The sequence below is a fragment of the Vreelandella sp. H-I2 genome (assembly GCF_052959335.1).
This window is the reverse complement of record NZ_JBRAMC010000005.1, coordinates 290,473-314,883: the sequence shown is the minus strand read 5'-3', so window position 1 is coordinate 314,883 and position 24,411 is coordinate 290,473. Positions and strand designations below refer to the sequence as shown.

General features: G+C 54.5%; 26 protein-coding genes. 15 read left to right on the top strand and 11 right to left on the bottom strand.

Features of this window, described 5'->3' with window-relative positions; genetic code table 11:
* Positions 1 to 78 precede the first annotated feature (78 nt).
* From ACUVOF_RS14595 to ACUVOF_RS14585, 3 genes are read left to right on the top strand one after another with little or no spacing between them, the layout of a single operon-like run.
* Positions 79 to 783, top strand: a complete 705-nt coding sequence (locus ACUVOF_RS14595; protein ID WP_447045062.1) for an ABC transporter permease — start codon at positions 79 to 81, stop codon at positions 781 to 783.
* Positions 780 to 1,511: an ATP-binding cassette domain-containing protein gene (locus ACUVOF_RS14590; RefSeq protein ID WP_447045061.1), complete on the top strand. Its 732-nt coding sequence runs from the start codon at positions 780 to 782 to the stop codon at positions 1,509 to 1,511. Before ACUVOF_RS14595 ends, ACUVOF_RS14590 begins: the two co-directional genes overlap by 4 nt.
* Before the next feature lie 53 nt (positions 1,512 to 1,564).
* Positions 1,565 to 2,374 carry a substrate-binding domain-containing protein gene (locus ACUVOF_RS14585; protein ID WP_447045060.1) on the top strand — a complete coding sequence of 270 codons (810 nt, stop codon included), beginning with the start codon at positions 1,565 to 1,567 and terminating at the stop codon, positions 2,372 to 2,374.
* 80 nt (positions 2,375 to 2,454) lie between these two features.
* Here ACUVOF_RS14585 and cysN read toward each other — a convergent pair whose 3' ends face one another.
* The 6 genes from cysN to ACUVOF_RS14555 form a co-directional block, all read right to left on the bottom strand.
* Positions 2,455 to 3,897, bottom strand: coding sequence for a sulfate adenylyltransferase subunit CysN (gene cysN, locus ACUVOF_RS14580; protein WP_113268269.1), 1,443 nt, complete (start codon positions 3,895 to 3,897; stop codon positions 2,455 to 2,457).
* On the bottom strand, positions 3,897 to 4,874 hold the full coding sequence (gene cysD, locus ACUVOF_RS14575; RefSeq protein WP_447045059.1) for a sulfate adenylyltransferase subunit CysD: 978 nt from the start codon (positions 4,872 to 4,874) through the stop codon (positions 3,897 to 3,899). Before cysD ends, cysN begins: the two co-directional genes overlap by 1 nt.
* 175 nt (positions 4,875 to 5,049) lie before the next feature.
* On the bottom strand, positions 5,050 to 5,796 hold the full coding sequence (locus ACUVOF_RS14570) for a metallophosphoesterase (protein ID WP_447045058.1): 747 nt from the start codon (positions 5,794 to 5,796) through the stop codon (positions 5,050 to 5,052).
* The gene (locus ACUVOF_RS14565) at positions 5,796 to 6,242 is read right to left on the bottom strand and encodes a DUF1249 domain-containing protein (protein ID WP_113268271.1); all 447 of its coding nucleotides are present in this window, start codon (positions 6,240 to 6,242) and stop codon (positions 5,796 to 5,798) included. The genes ACUVOF_RS14570 and ACUVOF_RS14565 overlap by 1 nt, the downstream gene beginning before the upstream one ends.
* Before the next feature lie 2 nt (positions 6,243 to 6,244).
* Positions 6,245 to 6,964, bottom strand: a complete 720-nt coding sequence (locus ACUVOF_RS14560) for an NUDIX domain-containing protein (RefSeq protein ID WP_447045057.1) — start codon at positions 6,962 to 6,964, stop codon at positions 6,245 to 6,247.
* Positions 6,965 to 7,035: 71 nt separating this feature from the next.
* Positions 7,036 to 7,695, bottom strand: a complete 660-nt coding sequence (locus ACUVOF_RS14555; RefSeq protein WP_447045056.1) for a hypothetical protein — start codon at positions 7,693 to 7,695, stop codon at positions 7,036 to 7,038.
* A gap of 171 nt (positions 7,696 to 7,866) precedes the next feature.
* On the opposite strand from ACUVOF_RS14555, the gene greB reads away from it, so the two are divergent.
* Positions 7,867 to 8,397 (top strand): transcription elongation factor GreB, encoded by a 531-nt coding sequence (gene greB / locus ACUVOF_RS14550; protein ID WP_447045055.1) that lies wholly within the window; start codon positions 7,867 to 7,869, stop codon positions 8,395 to 8,397.
* Between the two features lie 28 nt (positions 8,398 to 8,425).
* Here greB and ACUVOF_RS14545 read toward each other — a convergent pair whose 3' ends face one another.
* The 4 genes from ACUVOF_RS14545 to ACUVOF_RS14530 all read right to left on the bottom strand — a co-directional run bounded on the left by ACUVOF_RS14545 (position 8,426) and on the right by ACUVOF_RS14530 (position 12,666).
* Complete coding sequence (locus tag ACUVOF_RS14545; RefSeq protein ID WP_447045054.1) at positions 8,426 to 9,154, bottom strand: SIMPL domain-containing protein; 729 nt, start codon at positions 9,152 to 9,154, stop codon at positions 8,426 to 8,428.
* Between the two features lie 133 nt (positions 9,155 to 9,287).
* Positions 9,288 to 10,292, bottom strand: coding sequence for a methyltransferase (locus ACUVOF_RS14540; protein WP_447045053.1), 1,005 nt, complete (start codon positions 10,290 to 10,292; stop codon positions 9,288 to 9,290).
* Positions 10,289 to 11,113, bottom strand: a complete 825-nt coding sequence (locus ACUVOF_RS14535) for a methyltransferase domain-containing protein (RefSeq protein WP_447045151.1) — start codon at positions 11,111 to 11,113, stop codon at positions 10,289 to 10,291. Before ACUVOF_RS14535 ends, ACUVOF_RS14540 begins: the two co-directional genes overlap by 4 nt.
* Positions 11,114 to 11,157: 44 nt before the next feature.
* Positions 11,158 to 12,666 (bottom strand): amidase, encoded by a 1,509-nt coding sequence (locus ACUVOF_RS14530; RefSeq protein WP_447045052.1) that lies wholly within the window; start codon positions 12,664 to 12,666, stop codon positions 11,158 to 11,160.
* 142 nt (positions 12,667 to 12,808) lie between these two features.
* On the opposite strand from ACUVOF_RS14530, the gene ACUVOF_RS14525 reads away from it, so the two are divergent.
* The 10 genes from ACUVOF_RS14525 (at position 12,809) to ACUVOF_RS14480 (ending at position 22,169) form a co-directional block, all read left to right on the top strand.
* The gene (locus ACUVOF_RS14525; RefSeq protein WP_447045051.1) at positions 12,809 to 13,825 is read left to right on the top strand and encodes a LacI family DNA-binding transcriptional regulator; all 1,017 of its coding nucleotides are present in this window, start codon (positions 12,809 to 12,811) and stop codon (positions 13,823 to 13,825) included.
* Between the two features lie 34 nt (positions 13,826 to 13,859).
* Complete coding sequence (locus ACUVOF_RS14520; RefSeq protein WP_447045050.1) at positions 13,860 to 14,843, top strand: sugar kinase; 984 nt, start codon at positions 13,860 to 13,862, stop codon at positions 14,841 to 14,843.
* A gap of 77 nt (positions 14,844 to 14,920) precedes the next feature.
* Positions 14,921 to 15,895 carry a 2-hydroxyacid dehydrogenase gene (locus ACUVOF_RS14515; protein WP_447045049.1) on the top strand — a complete coding sequence of 325 codons (975 nt, stop codon included), beginning with the start codon at positions 14,921 to 14,923 and terminating at the stop codon, positions 15,893 to 15,895.
* A complete protein-coding gene (locus ACUVOF_RS14510; protein ID WP_447045048.1) occupies positions 15,892 to 16,572 on the top strand; it encodes an HAD family hydrolase in 681 nt (226 codons plus the stop codon). Before ACUVOF_RS14515 ends, ACUVOF_RS14510 begins: the two co-directional genes overlap by 4 nt.
* Before the next feature lie 288 nt (positions 16,573 to 16,860).
* The gene (locus tag ACUVOF_RS14505) at positions 16,861 to 17,859 is read left to right on the top strand and encodes a TRAP transporter substrate-binding protein (RefSeq protein WP_447045047.1); all 999 of its coding nucleotides are present in this window, start codon (positions 16,861 to 16,863) and stop codon (positions 17,857 to 17,859) included.
* Positions 17,859 to 18,401, top strand: coding sequence for a TRAP transporter small permease (locus tag ACUVOF_RS14500; RefSeq protein WP_447045046.1), 543 nt, complete (start codon positions 17,859 to 17,861; stop codon positions 18,399 to 18,401). Before ACUVOF_RS14505 ends, ACUVOF_RS14500 begins: the two co-directional genes overlap by 1 nt.
* On the top strand, positions 18,398 to 19,672 hold the full coding sequence (locus ACUVOF_RS14495; protein ID WP_447045045.1) for a TRAP transporter large permease: 1,275 nt from the start codon (positions 18,398 to 18,400) through the stop codon (positions 19,670 to 19,672). The genes ACUVOF_RS14500 and ACUVOF_RS14495 overlap by 4 nt, the downstream gene beginning before the upstream one ends.
* 33 nt (positions 19,673 to 19,705) lie before the next feature.
* Positions 19,706 to 20,536, top strand: a complete 831-nt coding sequence (gene kduI, locus ACUVOF_RS14490) for a 5-dehydro-4-deoxy-D-glucuronate isomerase (RefSeq protein WP_447045044.1) — start codon at positions 19,706 to 19,708, stop codon at positions 20,534 to 20,536.
* A 24-nt stretch (positions 20,537 to 20,560) separates the two neighbouring features.
* Positions 20,561 to 21,313, top strand: coding sequence for a 2-dehydro-3-deoxy-D-gluconate 5-dehydrogenase KduD (gene kduD, locus ACUVOF_RS14485; protein WP_159176580.1), 753 nt, complete (start codon positions 20,561 to 20,563; stop codon positions 21,311 to 21,313).
* A 61-nt stretch (positions 21,314 to 21,374) separates the two neighbouring features.
* On the top strand, positions 21,375 to 22,169 hold the full coding sequence (locus ACUVOF_RS14480; protein WP_233974785.1) for an IclR family transcriptional regulator: 795 nt from the start codon (positions 21,375 to 21,377) through the stop codon (positions 22,167 to 22,169).
* A 55-nt stretch (positions 22,170 to 22,224) separates the two neighbouring features.
* Here ACUVOF_RS14480 and ACUVOF_RS14475 read toward each other — a convergent pair whose 3' ends face one another.
* Positions 22,225 to 23,433 (bottom strand): amino acid deaminase, encoded by a 1,209-nt coding sequence (locus tag ACUVOF_RS14475; protein ID WP_447045043.1) that lies wholly within the window; start codon positions 23,431 to 23,433, stop codon positions 22,225 to 22,227.
* A 114-nt stretch (positions 23,434 to 23,547) separates the two neighbouring features.
* Between ACUVOF_RS14475 and ACUVOF_RS14470 the strand changes: the two genes are divergently transcribed.
* Positions 23,548 to 24,411 carry a MurR/RpiR family transcriptional regulator gene (locus tag ACUVOF_RS14470; protein ID WP_447045042.1) on the top strand — a complete coding sequence of 288 codons (864 nt, stop codon included), beginning with the start codon at positions 23,548 to 23,550 and terminating at the stop codon, positions 24,409 to 24,411.

The following is a 24,411-nucleotide window of genomic DNA, read 5'->3' as shown; positions in this document are numbered from 1 at the left end:
TAATTTCAGCCGTAGGTGCAGTCAATCATGATTCGGTAGATGATGCCAAACCGAACCTAATAATGACGCCAACGTTCAATGATGACCAGTGACAACGCCTTTAGCACTGCCCTAGCGCTTATCCTGAGTATGGATAGCGCGCTAATCTCAATTGTGGTGCTCTCACTGCAGGTATCGCTAATGGCGGTGTTTATCGCCAGTCTGATAGCACTGCCCTTAGGCGCCGTCCTTGCGCTATGGCGCTTTCCAGGGCGTAACGTCGTGATTGTCGCCCTGAATGCACTCATGGGGTTACCCCCCGTGGTCGCCGGGCTCTGCGTTTACCTACTGCTTTCACGTGCGGGCCCACTAGGTGAATGGGGGCTGCTATTTACGCCCACAGCGATGGTCATCGCTCAAGTGATTCTGGTAATGCCCATTATCGCTGCCCTCACTCGCCAACAAGTTGAGGCACTCCACGGCGAGTACGCCGAGCAGTTGAACTCACTGGGGTTAACACGCAGCCGTATGATTCCAACCCTACTCTGGGATGCCCGCTTTGCGCTGCTGACGGTGATACTGGCGGGTTTTGGCCGTGCCAGTGCGGAAGTGGGTGCGGTGATGATAGTCGGCGGGAATATTGATGGCGTCACTCGCGTGATGACTACCAGTATTGTGTTAGAAACCAGCAAGGGCAACCTGCCCATGGCGTTAGGCTTGGGGATAATCCTGCTGTCCCTGGTCACCATGATTAACGCGATCGCTCACACCATTGGCGAGACAGCAAAAAGGCGGATGGGATGAACGTACTTCACTCTCTCCCGGTCCCCACCCTTGAATTAGATAGTGTGGCTTTTAACCATCGCGGTCAAACGCTGCTTAAACCTATCTCACTACGCCTTGCCGGTTGCCAGAAAACGCTGATCATGGGGCCGAATGGTGCTGGTAAAAGCCTGCTAATGCGTCTGGCCCATGGGTTGTTAACACCCACTAGCGGCAAGGTGCGCTGGCAAGGTGCGCCACCTGCACAAGCCATGGTCTTCCAGCGGCCGGTGCTGTTACGTCGTTCTGCGCTCGAAAACCTAACCTACGTACTCGCGATTAACAAAACGCCACGCCCCGAACTTAAGGGGGTAGTACGAAAAACACAGGCAATGAGCGCACTTGAAAAATTTGGCTTAGCGCACTTGGCCAAACGGCCAGCACGGGTACTTTCCGGCGGTGAGCAGCAGCGCTTAGCACTGGCACGGGCTTGGCTGCTTAACCCACAAGTATTGTTTCTTGATGAGCCGACCTCTGCGTTAGACCCCGCCGCTATCAAAGCTGTTGAGGATGCGGTGCTTGAATTTCACCACAGCGGCACACGTATCGTTATGACCACTCATGATTTACATCAAGCGCGCCGCTTAGCCAACGACGTGCTTTTTTTGCATAACGGCGAGTTAATCGAACATACGCCTGCCGATGACTTTTTTACTGCTCCCACCTCCTCCGAGGCGGGAGCGTTTATTCGGGGAGAGCTGGTTTGGTAACCCTGAAACGCATGAACTCTGTGACTAATCAATAATGATGAAGGAGCAATAAAATGAAGAAAGCCACCGTATTTATTACCGTCGGCGCCCTGGGAATAAGCTTTAGCGGCGCGCTGATGGCGGCCGATGATTACATCACGCTGGCCTCCACCACCTCGACTGAAAATTCAGGCTTGTTCGACGCAATCATCCCCACCTTCACCGAAGAGACGGGCATTGAGGTTCGTGTGGTGGCTGTAGGTACCGGCCAGGCGTTTGAAATCGGTCGCCGGGGTGATGCCGATAGCCTCTTGGTACATGACACCGCCGGTGAAGAAAAATTCGTGGCCGACGGCTATGCCACTGAGCGCCTCAATGTGATGTACAACGATTTCGTTATCGTTGGGCCGAGTGATGACCCTGCGGGCATTCGTGACAGTGAAACCGTTACCGATGCCATGCAGCGTATCGCGGAGAGCGGTTCTCCGTTTGCTTCACGCGGTGACGACAGTGGCACCAACCGCGCTGAACTACGTTTATGGGAAGATGCCGGGGTGACACCACAGGGCGAGTGGTACCGTGAGCTGGGTAGCGGCATGGGGCCGACTCTGAATACCGCAGCAGGTATGGATGCCTACACCTTTACCGACCGCGCCACTTGGGTTGCATTTGAAAATCCACAGGATTTAACGCTGCTGTTTGAAGGCGATGATGCGTTGTTCAATCAGTACGGTAGCCTACTGCTCTCTGAAGAGCGACACCCAGACCTGAAGCACGATCTCGCTGCCCAGTGGCACGAGTGGCTCGTTTCAGAAGAAGGTCAGCAAGCTATTGCGGATTTTGAGGTAGATGGCCAGCAGCTATTTTTTCCTAACGCCGAATAACGCCTGGCACGCGAAGGTACTTTCCAAAAAAAACGGCACGCCTTGAAGGCGTGCCGTCTTGCGACAGGCTTAGCAACGGCTCAGCGATTAAACAAACCGCTGATATCTTTGGCTTCCCAGTGTGGAAAGTGCTTACGCACCAGCGCATTCAGGTCACGCTCAAAGGCAGCCCAATCGGTGGATGGCGTGGCAGAGGCTGATTCACTCGCCGTCCCGCGAATCATCCCTGCGCCTACGGTGACATTGGTCAGCCGGTCAACGATGATAAAGCTGCCGGTACCCGGGCTAGTGCGGTAATCATCCACCGGAATAGCCGCGGTTAATTCCACGTCACAGCGAGCAATCGCGTTTAAGCCCAGTGAATGAGTGGCATGCTTTTCCAGGGTATTCACATCGATTTGGTAATCAACCGCGCTTACTTGGCCGGACAGATCACGCGTTGCCAGTTTAAAATCATAAAGCTTGCCTGGGGTTAATACCTCTTCGTGCATCCACACAATATCTGCTTTAAAGGTATTCGAGAGCGGCAGTTCACTATCCGCCGCCACTAACCAATCGCCACGGGAGATATCGATCTCATCGACCAGAGTGACGGTGATCGCCTGGCCCGGATAAGCCGCGTCAAGATCGCCATCAAAGGTAACGACCCGCGCCACGGTAGACGTTTTGCCCGAGGGCAACACTTTGACCGCCTGCCCTGGGCGCAGCACCCCTGCAGCCAAGGTACCGCAGTAGCCTCGAAAATCGAGATTTGGCCGATTGACGTACTGCACCGGTAAACGCAGATCGCTAAGATTCTGATCACGACTGATTTCAACGCTTTCCAACAACTCAATCAGCGTTTTCGCCTGATAACCGGCGGTAAAATACCAGGGGGTTTGTTCACTGCGATTCACTACGTTGTCGCCATTCAGTGCCGACATGGGCACAAAGCGAATGTCCGGTGCCTGCAGGTTCTCAGCAAAGGCGCGATATTCATCGACTATCTCATTAAAGCGCTGCTCTGAGAAACCCACCAAATCCATTTTATTGACCGCAATCACCAAGTGCTGGATGCCTAGCAGGTCCGCAATAAAGCTGTGGCGCCGGGTTTGGGTCTGCACCCCATAGCGAGCATCGATAAGAATAATTGCCAGGCTCGCCGTGGAAGCACCCGTCGCCATATTGCGCGTGTACTGCTCGTGCCCTGGTGTATCGGCGATAATAAATTTGCGCTTATCCGTGGAGAAAAAGCGGTAAGCCACATCAATGGTAATGCCCTGCTCGCGCTCAGACTGCAAGCCATCCACTAATAGGGCGAGGTCAACGGTATCACCGGTGGTGCCGCTGGTCTTGGAAGCCTGGGTGATTGCCGCCAACTGATCTTCAAAGATCATTTTAGAGTCGTGCAACAACCGGCCAATCAGCGTCGATTTACCATCGTCCACACTGCCGCAAGTGATAAAGCGCAACAGGTCTTTGTTTTCGTGCTCGTGCAGGTACTGCTCGATATTGTCGGCAATTAAATTAGATTGGTGAGACATTAGAAGTAGCCCTCGCGCTTTTTCTTCTCCATCGAACCCACTTGATCACGGTCAATAGCACGACCACTGCGCTCACTGGTGCGGGTTAGCAGCATTTCCTGAATAATTTCCGGAAGCGTCGCGGCCTCGGACTCCACGGCACCGGTCAGCGGATAGCAGCCCAGTGTTCTGAATCGCACCGATTTCTGTTCGGGCACTTCGCCGGGCGCTAATGGCAGGCGTTCGTCATCCACCATAATTTGCATGCCGTCGCGTTCAACAACAGGACGTTTGGCTGAATAATAGAGAGGCACGATGGGGATCGACTCTAAGTAAATATATTGCCAGATATCTAGCTCGGTCCAATTGGAGAGCGGAAACACACGGATTGATTCGCCTTTATTAACCTTGGCGTTATACACATTCCACAGCTCAGGGCGCTGGTTCTTAGGATCCCAGCGATGATATTTATCGCGAAACGAGTAAACACGCTCTTTCGCACGCGATGCCTCTTCGTCTCGGCGCGCGCCGCCAAAAGCAGCATCGAATCCGTATTTGTCCAGCGCCTGCTTAAGCGCCTGGGTTTTCATGATATCGGTGTATTTGGCACTGCCATGATCGAAGGGGTTGATATTGGCCGCACGACCTTCTTCATTGGTATGCACGATCAGTTCCATACCCGCTTCTGCCGCCATGCGATTGCGAAACTCAATCATCTCGCGAAACTTCCACGTGGTGTCTACGTGCATCAACGGGAATGGCGGTGTACCGGGGTAAAAGGCTTTACGCGCCAAGTGCAACATGACTGACGAATCTTTGCCGATGGAATACATCATCACTGGGTTGGCGAACTCGGCGGCGACTTCACGAATGATGTGGATAGATTCGGCTTCTAACTGCTTGAGGTGGGTCAAGCGCGCGGCATTAGGGGCGTTAAAAGCCTCCCCTTGCGTCTCTGAAGACCGCTCTTTTAAAGACAACGTAGACAATTGGGTCATGGCCCCTTACCTCATAAGAACAAGCTCATTACACAAGCTAAAAGCAGTGTAAGTTCTAAAAATGTACGTTCGAATGAAGGTAGGGTAACGCCGAGTTGATAATAACCCAAAAGAATTAATAACTATCTTTTTATTCCTAAATCACCTATCTAAGATTGATAGTGCGATGAGCCTATTAATCAATGCGCTCAATCCAGCTCTGCCACTCGCTTCCCTGGGCATCGCTATACGCCAAATCGATAACCCGGTAGCCAGGCCGTGATGCTTCATCAACCGCAAACTGCTCAGCACCAGGCAGGAACTGGTCCGCCATGGCTGGGCAACCATAAACGTCAATGGTGGCGTCACCGCTGCGGTGATGTTGGGCATAGGCTTGGTGCGCATGGCCAAACAGGATGATCTTGACGTGAGAATGGTTACTTAACAGTTCCCAAAACGCTTCGCGATCTTGTAGGCCAATAGCATCCATCCACACTGCGCCCACGTCCACCGGCGGGTGATGCATGGCTATCAGCGTGGGCCGGTCGTCGTTCTCTAATTGTTCAGCGAGCTTAGCTATCCGCTCGCTTCCCAGTTCGCCGTGGGGTTTGCCCTCCACTTGGGTATTGAGCAGCAGCATGCGCCAAGCGCCTAAATCCACTTCACCCACCAGCGGACATTCGGCAGCCATCAAAGCAAGTTGGTCGTGATTACCTGGCAGCCAATACCAGGGACAAGACAATGCCGCCATTGCTTGCGCCGCCAATGCGTAGGAAGCGGCAGATTCATCCTGGCTGATATCGCCGGTAAAAATCACGATGTCGGGGTGCTCGGCGGTCACGGCCCTTAACACCTGCTGAAACTGCCGCCAGGGAATACCCGCGCGGGAACGCGCCTCGGTATCCGCATGGAGATGCGCATCGGTAACCTGTACCACTCGCATCAGGGCAACTCCGGTACATCAACAGTATGGCCGTGGGCGAGGCCATGCGCTAACCACTCGCCTAAAAACCGATTGAGTTGCAGTTTTTCGTCCGGTTGGTGCATACGCGCATTTGGATAACGGTAGCGGCCGCTGAAGTGTCGCTCACGCTGAAAGTCGGTCACTTCCGCCATGCGTACATCGTGATAAAGGTGTACGCGCATACGCGGTCCTTCCATAACATTATCTAGCGGGCCAGTCTGGGAAACATCCACCATGGTGGTGTAAGGCGCCTGCTCTTGAATAAAAAGGTGGAGATCACCGAAATACTGTTTATTGCCGCGCAGGGCAATATCACGGCGCTGACCGGCCTCCATATCGCCCACCAGGCGCACCAAACGTAAATAATTGGCGCTGCACTCCCCTTGGAGCGATTTTAAATCGGTGACATAGGCCGTTCTCGCCATGTTCACTCCTCGTTTGTTTCACTTTGTGTCAATGCTCGCTGAGAGGCGGCGCGTAAAGAGGCTCGTTGGCTATTCAACCACTGTAGCCCAATCAAGCACATGGCGTTATCGAGCCGCCCTAGCGTTAAGAGTTCCCAAGCATTGGCAAAAGGCATGACGTGAACCCGAATGTCCTCATGCTCTTCGTCTAAGCCATGAATGCCGCCTAGCCCCTGACAATCCACCAAACCACAAAATAGTGTCACTTGCTCGTTACAAGCGCCAGGGCTGGGATAATATGTATGAAGTTTGGTCAGTTCGGCCACTTTACAACCAGCCTCCTCCCACGCTTCACGGCGCGCCACGTCTTCCAGCGACTCACCATCCTCTACCAAGCCTGCCACAAGTTCGAGCTTCCAGGGCGAAACCACATCATCAACGGCACCTGCGCGAAACTGTTCGATTAAGACGACTAAATCGCGCGCAGGGTCGTAAAGCAGCACGCCTACCGCATCAAAGCGACTGTGCACTTCCCGACGCATGGGCGCGCTCCAGCCACCTTCGAATAGCCGGTGGCGAAGCTCTAAGGCTTCGAGGCGAAAAAAACCTTGATGCAAAGTCTCACGCTTGAGCAGGTCAACATCGTCGCGCTTGAAATGCGGCACGCTAAGCGACGTGTTCCGAAAAGGGGCATCTCGCAATTGAGAATTTGGAGAAGAAGTGTTCTTGGAGTTGGACGCCATAGGGCACTCCCGGTATTGATAATCGCTCTATTATCAATGCTAGCTACCGGGAATGCCAATTCAGTGGCGGATCACAGTTGGTTGAGCAGTGCCTCGGCATCGCGACGCAGCGCTTCATCTGAAACTTGACGGTTGTCGCGAGCGGTACCGTTTACTGCCCGCTGGGCGTGCTCGCGAGCACCCTGCTCATTGCCCTCTTCTTTTAAGAAAGCTGCATAGTAGTAGTTAACATCAATACCGTCAGGGCGGATTTCCAGGGCACGCTGGAACATGCGTTCAGCGGTATCGCTATTTCCAAAACCGAGTGGGCGCCCCGGTGCGCGGTCGTAAAGCGCGCCTAGCGTCACATACGCTGAACCATTCAGCCCTTGCGGATCTATTTCTACCGCTTTCTCCAGTGCATCGCGTGCATCACCTGCGGTTCCCAACGCCCCTAGACCACCGCGCTCACGGGCATAGGAAGCCAAGATAATGCCTTGCCATACCAGTACATCAGCCTCGCCGCTGTGCTGCTCAGCTAACTGCTCCGCTTCGCCAGCCAAAGACTTGAGGGTGCTTTCCCGCTCATTGGCAGGCATTTCTGTCACGGTGTGTTCCCAACGGTTCTTCAGCGAAAATAGCTCGCTCTCAAAGGCTGTTGCACTTAATGGCAAAAGCGCCAACGCGCTGCCCATGGCGGCGGCAATTAATGAACGTGATAAAGACATCCGTGGAAAAGAGAGAGTTCGCATGCATGCTCCTGAATTATTGTTTTCCAGTGTAGGCCTACGAATGGTGGGCCTGTTGCCCAATATAGCAAAAAATATAACGAACGTTTGAATGATTCATCAATGCATGTTGCTTGGTAAGCTTCCTGTAATTGACGTAAGGTAGGTAGCTCGAAACACGATAGGAAAAAGGTAATGAAAGGCCGCAACATGACCCGCTGGCGCGACCCAGCAAAAGATCCGCGTCAAGCCCCTAAGAGTAACCTGATTACCGCAGAGGGGGCGGCCCGCTTACGCGCGATTCTGGATCATCTATCACGCGTTAAACGCCCGGCTATTTCAGAGAAGGTAGGCGAAGCGGCTGCCCAGGGCGACCGCAGTGAAAACGCCGATTATACTTATAACAAGAAAGAACTTAACCGCGTCATTGCACGCATGACCTACCTGACAAAGCGTTTAGACGAATTACAAATTGTTGATCGGCTGCCTGCCGACACCAGCAAAGTTTTTTTCGGCGCCTATGTAAGCCTGGAAGACGAAAACGGCGACCAGGTACATCTACGGATTGTTGGTCACGATGAAATCGATACCAAAAAGCGTTGGATCAGTATCGATGCTCCCATGGCTAAAGCACTGCTCGGTAAACAGTTAGGGGATGAGGCAAAAGTGCTCACGCCTAATGGCGACACTTTTTATACGATTATCGCCCTTGATTACACTGGCTAACCCCTGCGTCCTTAACGCCGCCTAGGGCCTAATCTTGTAAGGAATAGTCCACCGTGGTGACTACGCGAACTCGTTTGGTTTGCGGCGTGTAGCTGTCCAAGTCCTCGATGGAGAAGTAGCCCTGGGTCGCCTGACGAATTTGGCCCACTTGGCTACCGGAATCTTCGGCAAACTGCTGTGCAGCGTTGCGCGCATCCGCAGTGGCCTCCGCGATCATTTCGGGTTTAATAGCGTCGAGACCGGTAAATAGAAACTCCGTGCGGTATTCGTAGCTGGGCGAGAGCAGGACGCCCTCTCGCACCAGTGAAGTCGCATTGGGGATTGCCTCGATCACACCTTCAACATCGGGGGAGCGCAGCAGCAGCGTTGCTTCGGCGCGGTAGCGCTCGCCAGGGCGCTGACCACCGTACTGATTGCTAAATTGGTCGGTAATCCGCGGCGGAGTGGAGCTAACATGCTCCGATGCAAACCCTTGTGCCTCCAGAAAATCGCGAATCGCCTGCTCATCGCTCGATAACTGCTGCTCAAGGTCACTCAAGCTATTAGCGCTAACACTGTAATTGAACGGCCACAGTACCAAATCTGCCTGCACTTCGCGCTCGGCTAAACCGCGCACCGTAACGCTTCGTGACGACTGCTGCCATACTTCTGCGGCACCTTTGATATAGCTGCCGCTCCATACCAACCCTAGCGCCAGCAGCCCGCCCAGCAAAACGGCACTTCCCAGTACCACCGTATTTCGGATGTTTCCCGCCATTTCCGCCACTCCTACTCACTACCGTTAAATTAACGACTACTTATTTGCATCATAGCCCTTAACGCTAGACCTTAACGGTAAATTCGTCGGCGGCTGAATGTGGCAAGTTTGAGGAAAAGCATATGGATAAGGCCTAGCGCTGTGACTTAATCGCACCGTAAACCTTGAAGCGGCGATTATCCGCCAGGGTCTGAAAATCCTGAAACGCCCGCTGCAAGTGGTCTGGGTAGGGCAAAAAGCCATTTGCCACCAGGATTAACCGCCCGCCCGCATTGAGATGCTCTGGCGCCGCGCTGATCAAACGCTGGCTTGGGCCATAGCTGATATCACGCTCTTTATGGAAAGGCGGGTTGCTAACAATCCAATCAAACTGTTCACCTTCAAGCGCGCTGAACACATTACTGCAAAGCACCCGCCCCTCTAGCCCATTCGCCGCCAAGGTGCGCTGACACGCCTCCACCGCAAAGGCACTAACATCCACAGCGGTCACATGGTGGCCACGCTGGGCCAACCAGGCGCTAATAATGCCGTCGCCACAGCCCATATCCAGCACCTTAAGCGGCTTTTTTGGCAAGCTGCTTTCGATGCTTTCCAACATTAATAATGTACCTTCGTCAACTTTGCCGTGGCCAAATACGCCTGGGTGGCTGACCAGGGTCAGCCCTAATGTCTCAAATTTCTGCCAAGCACTATCGCTGGCTGCTTCTAGAGCAACGGTATGGGTGGCAAACAGCGAACAGCGCCGGGCATTATCGCGCTTGTCGCAAGGCATACTCAGCTCTTCAAGCATCTTAGGCACCCGTTTAATGCCTCCTTGATGTTCACCGACAACCTCAAATGGCGTCCCGCTGGGTAACTGTTCACATAACCACTTTAACCACCAAATGCCCAATTGGTGTGCTTTAGGCCAAAACAATACTATTTCTTTGTCCATTAATTCGCCCTCAGCCAAGTCAAAAGGCGTTCGGGCTTGTTTGTTTTTAGCACTCCATTCATTCAGTGCCTCAAAATCACCGCTCACAACCCCCGTTGACTGGTCCACAAGCCAGCTATCTAATGGCGGGCCAACAACCCAGAGGGCAGCATAATCATCCCGTTGGCGGGCCAACAGTTGGCAAGCAGGGTCTTGAGCACTCATTCAGGAGTCTCCGGTTTGATTAGGGTATAGAGCAAGTAACGGCCCAATCGCCAATGGGGGTCTTGGCGACAGTACTGTTTTTCAAGCGCTAATAGGGTTTCATTTTCGGCTGGCGTGGCAGGCGGTTGGCGTAGATAGTCTTGAAAGACGCGAATACCCGCGACGGAGACTATCTGCAGGCCACTCTCCACGCTCCACTGAGTAATTTCATTGTGCGATACAGGCGAAATAGGCGTTAAACGCTGACGCTTGCCCTTCCCGGCTAGGCGGTCGCTCAAAGCTTTTTCAAGATTACCCTTCACTGCATTAGAAAAGCGCAGCGCATCTCGGTTGAATACCATCAAGCTAAGTTGCCCGCCCGGGGCTAATAAACGGCTTAAAATAGCCAGTGCTGCCTGAGGATCACCCAGCCACTCCAATACCGCATGACAGGTAATTAAAGACCACGGCCCTGGCACTTGCAGCGGGAGCTCTTGCAAAGGCGCCTGTAGATAAGAGATCACTTCTTGGGGTAGTGTCTTCTCGTCACGATGCCACTGTTGAGCATACGTCAACATATCGCTTGATGGCTCCGTCATGGTCACGGCATGACCACGACCGGCAAACCACGCCGCTTGTTGGCCCAAACCACCACCCACATCGAGTACTTTTTGTTTACTTAACTGCAGCATTTGTGGCAGTAAATAATCAAGCATGGTCAAACGCAGCTCTCCACGGGGTGCCTGGTAGAGCGAGCGGGAAAACTTATCGGCCAGGCCATCAAAATAACGATCGCCCGCCTGGGTTAACTCGTAGTGTGTTAATTTATCGTTGGGGTGCATGCATAAGGCCAAGCGTTGCATCAGAGCCGCGTAGTTTACCCTGCTTAAGCGCAGAACGCCTGCCAGGGTAAATGGCGTTGCCAAACATCGTGTTGCTCCAAAGCAGCCGCTAATTGAAATAGCCGTTGGTCCTCGCCCATGCGGCCCAGTACTTGAACGCCCACCGGCAGGCCATTGTTGGCAATATGCAGCGGAACTGACATGGCAGGCTGCCCTGTGAGATTCGCCAACTGAGTAAAGGGCGTACGCCTTAAGGCATCCACCGCCAAGCGCTGCAACAGTCCTGCTTTCAGCGCCAGGCTCGAAGCACCGGGAAGCGCAAGTAGAGACATTAACCACTCTCTTGTCGCTGACGGGTAAAGCTCACCAATTTTAGGGGCAGTATCGGCTGCTACCGGCATCACCACCGCGTCGTAACGCTGGTGAAAACGACTCATCTGCTCGGCAGCCGTATGCCAGTAGCGCTTGGCTAGCTCGTAGTCGCGCGCTGAAAGCACCGCTCCCAGCTGGCCAATGGCACGTGTTGAGGGCTCAATTGCCAAGCGACGAACGGCCACCCCGGTCTGCTGGCTAATCCATACCAGATCTGCCGCAAGGTGGCCCAAATAGAGAGTGAGATAGCTATTGGCCAGGGCCTCACCATCCACAGGTGGCTCGCACCACTCTACCCGATGGCCTATGTCTGTCAGCGCCGTTGCAGCTTTGTTTATAGCGACACTGATATCGGGACTCAAACGCGTGCCCAGACCTCGGCTTAAAGACTCCCCCATCGATACGGCAATACGCAACGGCTTTAGCGGTGACGACAGCGCCGCCACATAGCCTCGTTCATGCGGCACCGGGTAGGGCCCGGAAGGCGCCATACCGTTGACATGCTCTAATAGAGCGGCGCTATCACGAACGCTGCGGGTTAAGGCGTGCTCGATAACCGCACCCTGCCACACCTCTCCATGCGCAGGCGTCAATGGCACCCGACCACGCGACGGTTTAAAACCAAACAGACCACAATAGCTAGCCGGAATACGTATTGATCCCCCTCCATCACCGCCCAAGGCCATAGGCACCATACCACTAGCCACGGCGACAGCAGCGCCACCGCTGGAACCGCCGGGTGAGTATCCTTCCCGCCACGGATTATGCGGATGGGGAAAAGCTTTTGGCTCAGTAATTCCCATCAGGCCCAGTTCCGGCGTTGCGGTCTGCCCTACCATCACCAAGCCCGCTGACCGAGAGCGCTGAATCAACGTCGCATCCTCCTTTGGACACCAGTGAGCTAAAGAAGCACTTCCGAATGACAAAGGCTCTCCCGCCAGCCCCATTAAAAGATCCTTGCTCAACGTAGGCACACCGCCAAATAGCGTATCGTCCGTTACCTTCCTGCTCTCTTGCCGTGCGCGCTCGAAGCGCGTTCTTACCACAGCGTTTAGTTTGGGGTTATAAGTCTCAATTGCCGTTATAGCGGCTTCCAAAACCTCTTCTCGGCTTACTTCGCGGTTGCGGATCAGCCCAGCCAAACCGGTGGCATCATACTGCCGGTATTCATCAAGACGCATCGCAGTCATCCTTGTTTTTCTCCAGCCTATCAGAGAGCAGGCCTACAGCTCTGCTCTCTTTACTGTGCGGGTATTGTCTTAAAAAGCAAAAACACCTAAGGTTGGGAACGTTCCCATTTTAGTGTCAGAGTGTTTGAGTACAATGCCAATCTCGCCACGTCGGGCCACCTTGATTGAAGTCGCCAAGATGGCAGGCGCTTCTAAAACCAGCGTTTCACGCTTTTTCGGCACTGAGCGCGACAAGCTCTCTGCTGAGCTGCAGCAACGTATCGGCGAGTCAGCAAAGTCACTAGGTTATCGCCCTAACCAGATGGCGCGAGGGCTCAAAGGAGGCGGTTCACGCCTGCTTGGGATGTTGGTTGCCGATATACGCAACCCATTTTCGGTTGCCGTCATGCACGGAGTAGAGCTGGCATGCCGCGATTATGGCTACGCGTTGATCGTCTGTAATACGGATAATGATCCGGCATTGGAACAACAACATCTGGCAACATTGGCTACCTATCAGGTCGAAGGCTTGGTTATCAATGCTGCGGGGCAGCCTGGGCAGGCGCTGCAGGCATTAATGGAAAGCGGCGTGCCGTTGGTGCTGCTCGATCGTGACATCAGCCAACTCAATGCTGAAGTGATCGGTCTAGACAATGCCCTTGCTATCGATATGGCGCTAGCGCACCTGAGCCGACAGGGTTATCGCTCAATACTCTATGTGAGTGAAATCCCGGAGCGGGCTAGCGCCCGACAGGAGCGGCTGCAACGCTTTGGTGAGCAGGCAGAAACCATGGGACTGGAAAATCAGACGCTAATACTCAGTCATAGTGAACTTCACGCCTGTGAAACGGCACTAGCAACGTATGTCGAACAGCAGGCGGACTCACCATGCGCCGTGTTATGCGGCAACGGTACTACCCTGCTTACTATGGCGAAATGCTTTAAACGACTTAACCTATCGATGGGACCAGTAGGCTTAATGGGTATCGATGAACTGGAGTGGTGCGAACTATTAACTCCTGGCATCACCACGCTGGCCCAGCCCACCGATGGCATCGGTCGTGACTCGGTTGCTTGCCTGATCAGCCAGCTTGCTCGGAACAAGCCCACCCCGTCTTATCAAAACCGCCACGCTCCCCGGCTAATCATCCGAGGTAGTACGGCTCCCTGACCTTAATTTATCGAATTTGCTAGCGAGAATTACAATGAAAAACAGACGTTCTTTCGCCCCCAAAATACTCACCTTTGGAGAAGCGATGGCCATGTTCGTCGCTGATAATCCGGGGGATTTATCGGCTATTGAGAACTTTCATCGCCGACTTGCCGGAGCTGATAACAATGTCGCTATCGGCCTCTCCAGGCTGGGTTTTCACGTCGGTTGGTTAAGCCGAGTGGGCACCGATAGCTTTGGGGAGTTTATTCAGGCGGCTTTAACAGCGGAAGGTATCGATGACCGCTATATTCACACAGATGCACAGCACCCCACCGGGCTGATGTTTAAAGAGCGCGCCCAGGACGGCGCCGACCCGCGAGTCGAATATTTCAGACGTGGCAGTGCCGCCAGCCACCTCACTATTGACGACGCCCAGAGTGTCGACTTTCAGGCGCTTAACCACCTTCATGCAACGGGCATTACCCCGGCGCTATCTGAAAGCGCCTGCCAGCTTAGCCATCATTTGATGGAGCAGGCCCGCGTCCATGGCGCCACTATTTCTTTTGATCCCAATTTGCGGCCGTCACTTTGGCCCAGCGAAAGCGTTATGCGGACCACCCTTAATGAACTCGCCGGTCGCGCCGATTGGGTGTTGCCTGGGCTTTCCGAGGGCCAACTGCTCACCGGGCAGCAGACGCCTTACGACATAGCAGGCTACTATCTGGATCAAGGCGCTTCCGCAGTGATCATCAAGCTGGGGCCGGAAGGCAGCTATTATCATGGCAATCTGGATGGGCAAGAAGAGAGCTTTACGGTGGCCGGTTGCCACGTCGCTGAGGTGGTGGATACCGTCGGTGCAGGTGATGGCTTCGCCGTCGGCGTGATTAGCGCCCTGCTTGACGGAAGATCGGCTCGCCAAGCAGCCCAACGCGGCAACCTTATTGGCGCCCAAGCCATCCAGGTAGTGGGTGATATGGAAGGCCTACCTAATCGCGAACGTCTACAAGCGCTTGAAGCCGAGCTCTACCCAGCCTGACGCATCTCGCCTTGCTTTTATTAGTAGGAGTTTAATGACAGGCTTTCAATAACAGGCTTTTCAACAAGGAGATAACAATGAAAAAACGTTTAGTGGTTCAAGGAAGACTCAGCGATGCCCAGCTGGCTGAGCTTAGCGATCTGTTTGAGGTGGATGAGCTGCCGAAAACTACTGCGCTTGATGCCCCTAATAACCGCGCTCTATTAGCGGAGGCGCATGGTATTATCGGTTCCGGCTTGGCGATAACCCCCCAGTTGCTGGACGCAGCGCCCAACTTGGAAGTCATCGCGACCGTCTCTGTTGGCTATGACAATATCCCCGTTGATGAACTGACCAAGCGCGGCATTATGCTATGCAATACGCCTGATGTACTTACCGAAACCACCGCCGACACCGGCTTTGCGTTAATCATGACAGCGGCGCGCCGGGTGGTTGAACTAGCCGAGTGGGTCAAAGCAGGCCATTGGCAAGCAAGCCTCGGCCCCGCACTGTTTGGCAGCGATGTGCACGGAAAAACACTCGGCATGGTGGGCTTTGGCCGCATTGGTCAAGCCGTTGCCAGGCGCGGTGCTCTAGGGTTTGGCATGCAGGTGCTCTACTCCAACGCTTCACCCAAGCCCGATTTAGAGAGTGAACTTGGCGCGCAGCGCCGCAAACTCAACGAGCTGCTGGCTGAGGCTGATTTCGTCTGCGTCACTGTGCCGCTTACCGCAGAGACCGAGCACTTGATCGGCGCCCAGCAGTTTGCGCTGATGAAACCTTCGGGCATTTTCATCAATATCGCCCGCGGTAAAGTGGTCGATGAAAGCGCATTGATCCAGGCGCTGGAAAATGGCGTTATTCAAGCGGCGGGGTTAGATGTATTTGCGCAGGAGCCGCTAGCCGCTTCATCACCGCTACCGAAAATGAGCAATGTGGTCGCCCTGCCCCATATCGGCTCTGCTACCCATGAAACCCGCGACGCCATGGCCCAGCGAGCGGTGGATAATATTCGTCTAGCACTCCAGGGTGAGCGGCCGATTAGCTTTGTCAATGAGGAAACCTATCGATGAAGCACACCGCCACGTCCCCTTCCATGCCTCTGTGCTTACTGTTCGATTGCGATGGCACCTTGGTGGATAGCGAAATACTGCTTGCCGAGGTGATGGGGGATATTCTTCCCGAGTTCGGCTTACCCTTTTCAGCGCGTCAGTATATGGATGAATTTCGCGGGATGCGTTTCCAGACGATCATCCAAACCCTGGAGAACCGTTTTCAGGCGTTGGCAGAAGAAGAATTTTCCCAGCTTGAGGCAGGTATGCGGGCGCGTATGGAAGCTCGTATGCGTGCCGAGCTGGTAGCGATCCCTGGTATGGTCGCCGCGCTGGAACAGTTAAGCAGCCACCCCAAAGCCGTGGTCTCAAATGGCCCCGAGCGAAAAATTCGCTGTGCGCTGGAAAGCACCGAACTAGGCCATCACTTTGCCGACAAGCTATTTAGCGCCTATACCCTCAACGTCTGGAAACCCGACCCCGAGCTGTATCGTAAGGCCGCCGCCGCTATGGGCCATGCTCCTCAGCAGTGCGTAGTAATCGATGATGCGGCAGTAGGTGTGGAAGCTGGCTTGGCGGCGGGCATGCACGTGATTCACCTCAACCACTTCCCTAATGAAGAACTCACCCCCGAAGGGGCGATTGGTATCCACCATGCCAGCGAGCTCCCCGCCGCCATTGCGCGCCTACACTTCTGATCGCGGTTGCTTGGTTAACTGATCAACGGCCGCTAAGCAACTCTCCAACGCCCGCTCTCGACAGGCATGTTTTCCGTGCCTGCCGACGATCCCTCCCTGTGCGCTTATAACCCCCTCTCTCTCTGTACCGAAAATACGCATCGCGACCAATGTCGCATAGCTCAAGCATTGACCTACACAGGAATGACGTTAAGCTTGGCCTTACATCAAATATAAAAACAGATTTTATATTTGAGAAAAAACCATCGCATCGCAACAAGAACATCACAATAAAACGGAGAACCTTCCATGCGCCTAACCCACTTAATGATGGCCAGCCTCGCGATTGGCTTCACCTCATCGCTTCAAGCTGCCGATTTCACTTTCAAGTACGCTCATTCACAAACCGATGAGGCGCCGCGCTCTGAGTCCATGCGCTACTTCAAAGAAGCACTTGAAGAGCGCAGTGATGGGCGTATCGCCGTCGAACTCTATTTCAATGGCACCCTGGGGAAGGAGGAGGATGTACTTCAGCAAGTCCAAATGGGGCTTATTCAGGGCTATCGCGGTGGTTTGTTTGCCCAAGCTAACCCCGCCTATCTGATCTATACCATGCCGTTCCTGTTCACCACGCCAGAACAAGCTATTGACGTGATGGAGGGCGAGCTTGGCCAGGCCATTAATGAAGGCGCACGTGAAAGCCAGCTGCATATACCGGTGACCGGCGTTGCCGGCGGTATGCGCCAGTTAACCAATAACGTTCGCGCCGTTAATCAAGTGGGTGACCTCCGTGGTTTGAAGATTCGCACCCCGCCACTGGCACCCACGCTGCGGGCATTTGAAGCGTTGGGCGCCTCCCCTCAGCAAGTGCCTTACACCGAGACCTATATGGCGCTTCGCACAGGCGTGGTCGATGGGCAAGAAAACCCGCCCTCCAATATCGCCGATATGAAATTCCATGAAGCTCAGGAGTACATGTCACTACTGAACTGGCAAATCCATCCTGACCCCTTCTTTATCAGCGCTCAATGGTACGACCAGCTACCTGAAGAGCTGCAGATGATCGTCGACGATGTTGCTCAGGAGACGATGACGCGCTCCAACGAAATTTGGCTAGCTTCCGAAGCCAACTACCTCGAAACACTGGGCGAGCACATGAGCATTAATGACATAGCCGACGAACACCGCCAGGGCTTTGTAGATGCCGTCGTTCCTGTCTGGGAGCACTTTGTTGAGCGTGGTGACTTTAGCCAGGAGCAGTTAGAGCAACTGCTCGCACTGACCGATCAAGCCGAGGTATTGGAGTAATGAACCCACCTCCACTGGCGCAGCCGATGGCGGAAGATACCGCCTTGATGCGGGTAATGCGCCGCTTCGCTAGCCTGCTGGAAAATCTGATCGCCGCATTGATTGCGGCGGTTTTCCTGCTCTGTTTGGCACTGGTGATACTGCGCTACGTATTCAGCATTGGCTTTGCCGGTGCTGAAGAGGTGATGCGCTTTCTATTTGTGTACTCCACCGCACTGGGGGCATCGGTCGCCATTTTGCGCGGCGAGCATATCCGTATCAGCGTGCTTGTGGATGCACTGCCCACGGCACTAGCCGTCTGGCTGAACCGCTTACGCCATTGTCTCGTGATGCTATTCAATGGCTATTTGGCATGGCTCAGCATTAGTTGGATTGGGCAGGTGGGTCGTTTCCGCTCCGCCGTGCTGGATGTGCCTAATTGGGTAGTGCAAATCAGTGTCCCCATTGGCGCGCTACTGGTCATTCTATTCTCCTTGGCGGTGCTAGTCGGTGGAGAGCGCCCCTCAGCTCAACGCGAAGACGCGCAGGAGGGGCAGGCATGATTTTACTGCTTGTTAGCCTGATGGTGCTGCTGTTGATTGGGGTGCCCATCGCCTATTCCCTCGGGCTTTCGGGGTTGGTCTACTTTTTGATCATGCAGCCAGGCTTGATTGGCGTGCTTCCCCAGCGGGTACTGTCCGGTATGGATCTGTACACCATGATTGCCCTGCCGCTGTTCATCTTGATGGGGCTGGTGATGAACGCCTCAGGCATTACCGCGCGCTTGATCGACTTCTGTTTGATGTTGGTAGGCCGTTTTCCAGGCGGGCTGGGGCACGTCAATATCTCGACATCGATGATCTTTGGCGGCATATCGGGCTCTTCTGTGTCGGATACGGCTTCGGTGGGTTCCGCCATGATTCCGGAGATGGCACGCAAGGGATACAGCGTCGAAACCGCCAGCGGCATTACCGTGGCCTCTTCCACCATGGGCATGATCATTCCTCCCAGTGTGCCTATGGTGATCTACGCCGTTACCGCGCAGCAGTCTATCGGCACCATGTTTATGGCGAGCCTTATCCCCGGTCTACTCATTGGCCTGCTGATGATGGGCATCATTGCACTAATGGCCGGTCGTCAAGGCTACCCCCGTGCCCACGCAGGATTAAACCCGCAACAGCGCCGCCAGGTGATTCAGCGTGCGGTACTCGCGCTATTAATTCCCCTGTTTGTAGTGGGTGCGGTGGTCGGCGGTGTTGCTACGGCCACTGAGTCTGCCGCGTTAGGCGTGGGCTATGCGCTGTTTCTGGCGCTGGTGGTATTTAAAAGCCTCAAACTGCGTGAACTGCCTGCCCTGTTTCGCTCTGCCGTCATGACCAGTGCAACGGTGATGATCATTATTGCCATGAGTCAGCTATACGTGTGGATTCTCTCGATGGAGCAGATTCCCCAGCTGTTGGCAGGCTTTTTAGGCGGGCTGGATCTTACCCCGATGTTGCTCCTGCTGGTAATTGCTGCTGCCGTGCTACTGATCGGCACCTTTATTGATGTAACCCCCGCGATTTTGCTGATTACCCCAGTGGTGCTGCCGGTGCTTGCCCTGGCCAATATTTCACCCGTGCAGTTTGGTGTCCTGTTGATCAGCGGCCTGGCGATTGGCTTGGTCACGCCGCCGGTGGGTATGTGCCTGAACGTCTGCTCATCCATCACCGGCCTCTCGATTGGGCGTATTTTCCGCGGCGCCCTGCCGTTCCTGCTCGCAAACCTCCTGGTGATACTGCTGGTCATTGCCTTTCCGGCTATCACCCTGTGGCCGCTCACGCTGTTCTCGTGAGCCCATTTACTTTTACCATTAAAGGAAATTCGTATGGATATTCGCCAAGCGCTTCATAGCGATCATTTTAAAACCCTCGATACCCAGGGCCTGCGTGACAAAATGCTGGTCACCCAGATTATGGTGCCAGGCCAACTGTCGCTAACCTACAGCCACGTTGACCGCATTATTGTGGGTGGCGCGGTACCCACTGATTCACCGCTGACCCTGAGCGGTGGCAAAGAACTTGGCGTTGACTATTTTCTAGAGCGGCGGGAAATGGGCGTTATTAACATTGGCGCGCCCGGGCGCATTACTGTCGACGGTGAAATGGTCGAGCTGGGCACCCACCACGGCCTGTATATTCCCAAAGAGAGCCGTGAGGTCAGCTTTGAGAGCCTCGATGCGTCCAAGCCAGCACGCTTTTATATCAACTCAACGCCTGCCCATGTGCGTTACCAGCTTCGCCATATCCGCCCGGAAGATGCCTCGCCCACCACTCTTGGTGACCCTGAAACCGGCAATGTGCGTACCATCAATAAGTACCTACACACCGATGTACTGGATACCTGCCAGCTCTCCATGGGGCTTACCCAGTTAGAGCCAGGCAGTATGTGGAACACAATGCCCTGCCATACCCACGAACGGCGCATGGAAGTGTACTTCTACTTTGACTTGAGTGAAGACGATGTGGTGTTCCACCTGTGTGGTGAGCCCCAAGAGACCCGGCATATCGTAGTTGCCAACGAACAGGCCGTGATTCACCCCAGCTGGTCGATTCACTGCGGCTTTGGCACTCGCCGCTACACCTTTATTTGGGGTATGTGCGGCGAAAACCTAACCTACGATGATATGGACTTTATCGCTTCTAAAGATCTGTGCTAAACCACTACTCGGGGAGAGTGACCAATGAAGCTATTTTCGCTGAACGGCCAAGTGGCCATGGTGACGGGTTGCAACAAAGGGCTGGGCCAGGGAATTGCCATTGCACTGGCACAGGCGGGTGCCGATATCGTAGGGGTCAACCGCAGCCCCGCTGATGACACCCGCCAGCAGGTGGAGGCCCTAGGGCGCCAGTTTTACGACATTACGGCTGAGCTAGGCAGCCAAGCGCCGAGCGAGATTGTCTCGCAGGCGATCGCGCAAGCGGGCAAGGTGGATATCCTGGTCAACAATGCGGGTATTATTCGCCGGGCAGCAGCCGTTGAATTTTCAGAGCAAGATTGGGATGACGTCATTGACGTTAACTTGAAAGCCGCTTTTTTTCTCGCACAGCAGGTTGCCAAACACCTTATCGAGCGCAAAGCGCCGGGCAAGATCGTCAATATCGCTTCATTATTGTCGTTTCAAGGCGGCATTCGTGTGCCCTCCTACACCGCCAGCAAAAGCGGTATTCTCGGCCTAACGCGCTTGCTCGCCAATGAGTGGGCGGGCCATGACATCAACGTTAATGGTATCGCCCCTGGCTATATGGCCACCGACAACACCCAAGCATTGCGCGACGACCCCCAGCGCCATGCTGAAATTCTTGGCCGCATCCCCGCCGGACGCTGGGGCACGCCAGAAGACTTAGCCGGCGCTGTGATATTCTTATGCTCCGATGCCGCCCGCTACGTGCATGGGCATACCCTGGCAGTAGACGGCGGCTGGCTGGCACGCTAACCAAGCATTTTGGTTAACGCCACGATCAACGAGCGATAGGCAATCACGTAAGGGAGCTTGAATGAAGGAGAAGGCTGAAACGCAGTACCACGCCCCTGCTTTAGAGAAAGGGTTGGATATTTTGGAGCTGCTTGCCCAATCTCCCCAGCCGCTAAGCACCCAAGCGATTGCCGAACAGATCGGCCGTAAAACCAATGAGATGTACCGCATGCTGATGGTGCTGCGGGATCGTGGCTACGTCAGCATGGATGATAGCGGTAGCCGCTATCAGCTAACGCTAAAGATGTTTGAGATGGCCCATCGCTTCCCGCCCACCAAGCGGTTAGTACAGGCCGCGCTACCGCGCATGGAAGAGCTGTGCCATGAAATCTCCCAGTCGTGTCACCTTAGCGTTGCTCGTCCTGGTCACCTATTGGTAGTGGCCCAGTATGAAAACCCCGACAAGATGGGCTTTGGGCTGCGCCTGGGGGCCAAAATCGATATATGCGGCTCCGGTTCAGGGGCCGTCATGCTGGCCTTTTTGGATGAGCAACGCCGTGAGCGCATTCTCGCCGCCAGCGATGCAACCCAACAAGAGGTTGACCGCACGCGGGCGCTATTTGATCCGATTCGCCAACGTGGCTACCACGTGGGGCCAAGCCCTCAAGTCCAGGGGTTAACGAATATCAGCTTCCCCGTCTTTGGGGTTCATGACGTTATCGAAGCCGTTATCACCATCCCTTATCTCACGCTGATTCCAGAAGCGATGCACCGGGAAGTTCCCAGCATCGACCGCTGCCGGGAGCAGTTAGGGGAGCTGGCAGACGCCCTGACGCTGGCTATTGGCGGGCGCCTACCAGCAGGTACAACGAGCTAAATCTGCTCTCCCTATTAACGGCGCTCTCTATAACGGTTTTCTCAATAACAGGTTGCTAAAAGTAGGTCGTCATACGCTCTTTAACGTTAAGTTGATCATCTACTAACAGCATCTGGCGCCATTTATCGAAGGTTAAACAGGGGTGAGAGGCGCCAAACGCGACGATATCGCCGACCTCGACATCCTCGGCCTCGTCGGGAAGTCGCACGAACGTGTGCTGATCCATAATTTTCGTCACTTCCCAACCAGTCACCGATAATGGCTGCGAGGAGTCGCCTCCTTCCCGGAAACGACGCAGGACAATGGGTAGCTGGTCATGACCGATATCACGCTTACCTAGCGCCACAATGGCAAGCCCAGGTTCGGGAAGCGACTGTACCTGGGCAAAGACTTTCAGGGCCGGCTCGAGCCCCTGCTGCAAATCCGGGCGACGGTCTAATACCGCTGATTGCGCTTCACGATAAAGGCCATGGTCGTGGACGACGTAGCAACCTGGGCGTAGCACGGGGGTAAATCTCCCCTGAAGCGGTGCGCCCTGAAAGGCCTCCGCAATCACGTCATACCAGGCGGAGCCCGATGCAGTGACAATCGGGTTCTCTTCAGCAAAGCGTCCAGCAGCTTCGAGCTCTACGGCAACATCTACCAGGTATTTAGCATAAGCACGAATGCCAGATTCGGGGTCATCCCCGTGAACCACACCTTCATACCCCTCTAGCCCCACCAGAGAAAGAGCTGGCTCATTAGCAATCGCCTCCGCCAGCGAAAGAATCTGCTGCTGATTGCGGCAGCCACAGCGGCCACCCTCCACGCCTACCTCAATAAGCACCGATAACGTCACACCCCGTTCAGCAAAAAAACGCCCGAGCTGGTGCGCGTTTTCATGGCTGTCGACAACACAGTAAAACGCAGCGCCCTGTTCGATAAGAGTGCTGATAATGGCCATATTTGGCTGACCCACCAGTTGGTTCGCCATCAATATTCGGTTGATGCCATTGGCGAAGGCCGCACGACACTGGGGTGCAGTGGCAAGGGTAATTCCCCACGCCCCTGCCTGAAGCTGACGATGGAAAAGCGCGGGCGTCATGGTGGTTTTGCCATGGGGCGCCAAGCGAGCGCCGTGAGCCTCTGCGAATCGTTGCATCCACTCTACGTTATGGTTCAGTGGGCCTTCATGCACCACAGCGGCAGGCAGACTGACGCCTGATAGTAAGTTTGAACCCAATTCCACACCGCCTTTATCCACCGCTAGCGCCATTGTCTGCATTCGCCCATATCCTCGTATTCTAAATAAGCACCAATGTTAGATATTTTCGCAACTATTGACTTGAAGTTAGAAACTAACATACTTTTTAAATCAGGCAACCATTAGGAGTCCACGGTGAGCCAAGAAATCGACATTTTGTCACGTATTACCACTGACTTTGCTGCCCTGCGCGACGCTGAAAAAAAGGTTGCTGAGCTAATATTTGCTGACATCGAATTTGTCACCGAAGCAAGTATCAGTGACATCGCCCAGCGCGCTGGGGTGAGCGACGCCAGCGTCACACGCTTTGCCCGCGCCATCGGCTGTACTAACGTGCGCGACTTAAAAACACGCTTAACCCGCGCCTTAGCCGCTGGTCGTCGTTTTATTCAAGAAGCAACGCCTGAAGACAGCTCAAGCGTGGTGTATGACATTGCTACGCAAACACTCGCGCTTAACCGAGACTTGCTCGCCCAAGCCGATGTGACCGGGGCAGTTGAACAGTTAGATAAAGCCCGTCAGATATTGGTGTTTGGCGCCGGTGGTGGTTCCAGCATTCTCTCCCAAGAGCTTCAGTTTCGCCTGGTACGCCTTGGCTATGCGATCTGTGCTTACCCTCAAGCACTGCTACCCCGCATGGTGGCATCCACTCTTGAGCCTGATGACGTAGTCGTCGTGCTGTCGGTGACGGGTTACACGCCGGAGATGGTGGAGTCAGCAAAGATCGCAAAACAGTACGGCGCCAAGGTGATTGCGATAACCGCAATGAATTCTCCATTAGCCGAAACATCCGACATTGTGCTCCCGATCACCTCCCGAGAGACCGACTTTATCTACCACCCTTCGGCTTCCCGCTACGCCATGCTGGCGGTCGTTGATGTGTTGGCACTTGAGCTTGCCATGCGTCACCGCGAACGGTCACGGACGAAATTGCGCCGACTTAAGCTTAGCCTCGATGACCATCGCGGTGGCGACAACCGCCAGCCCCTAGGAGATTAA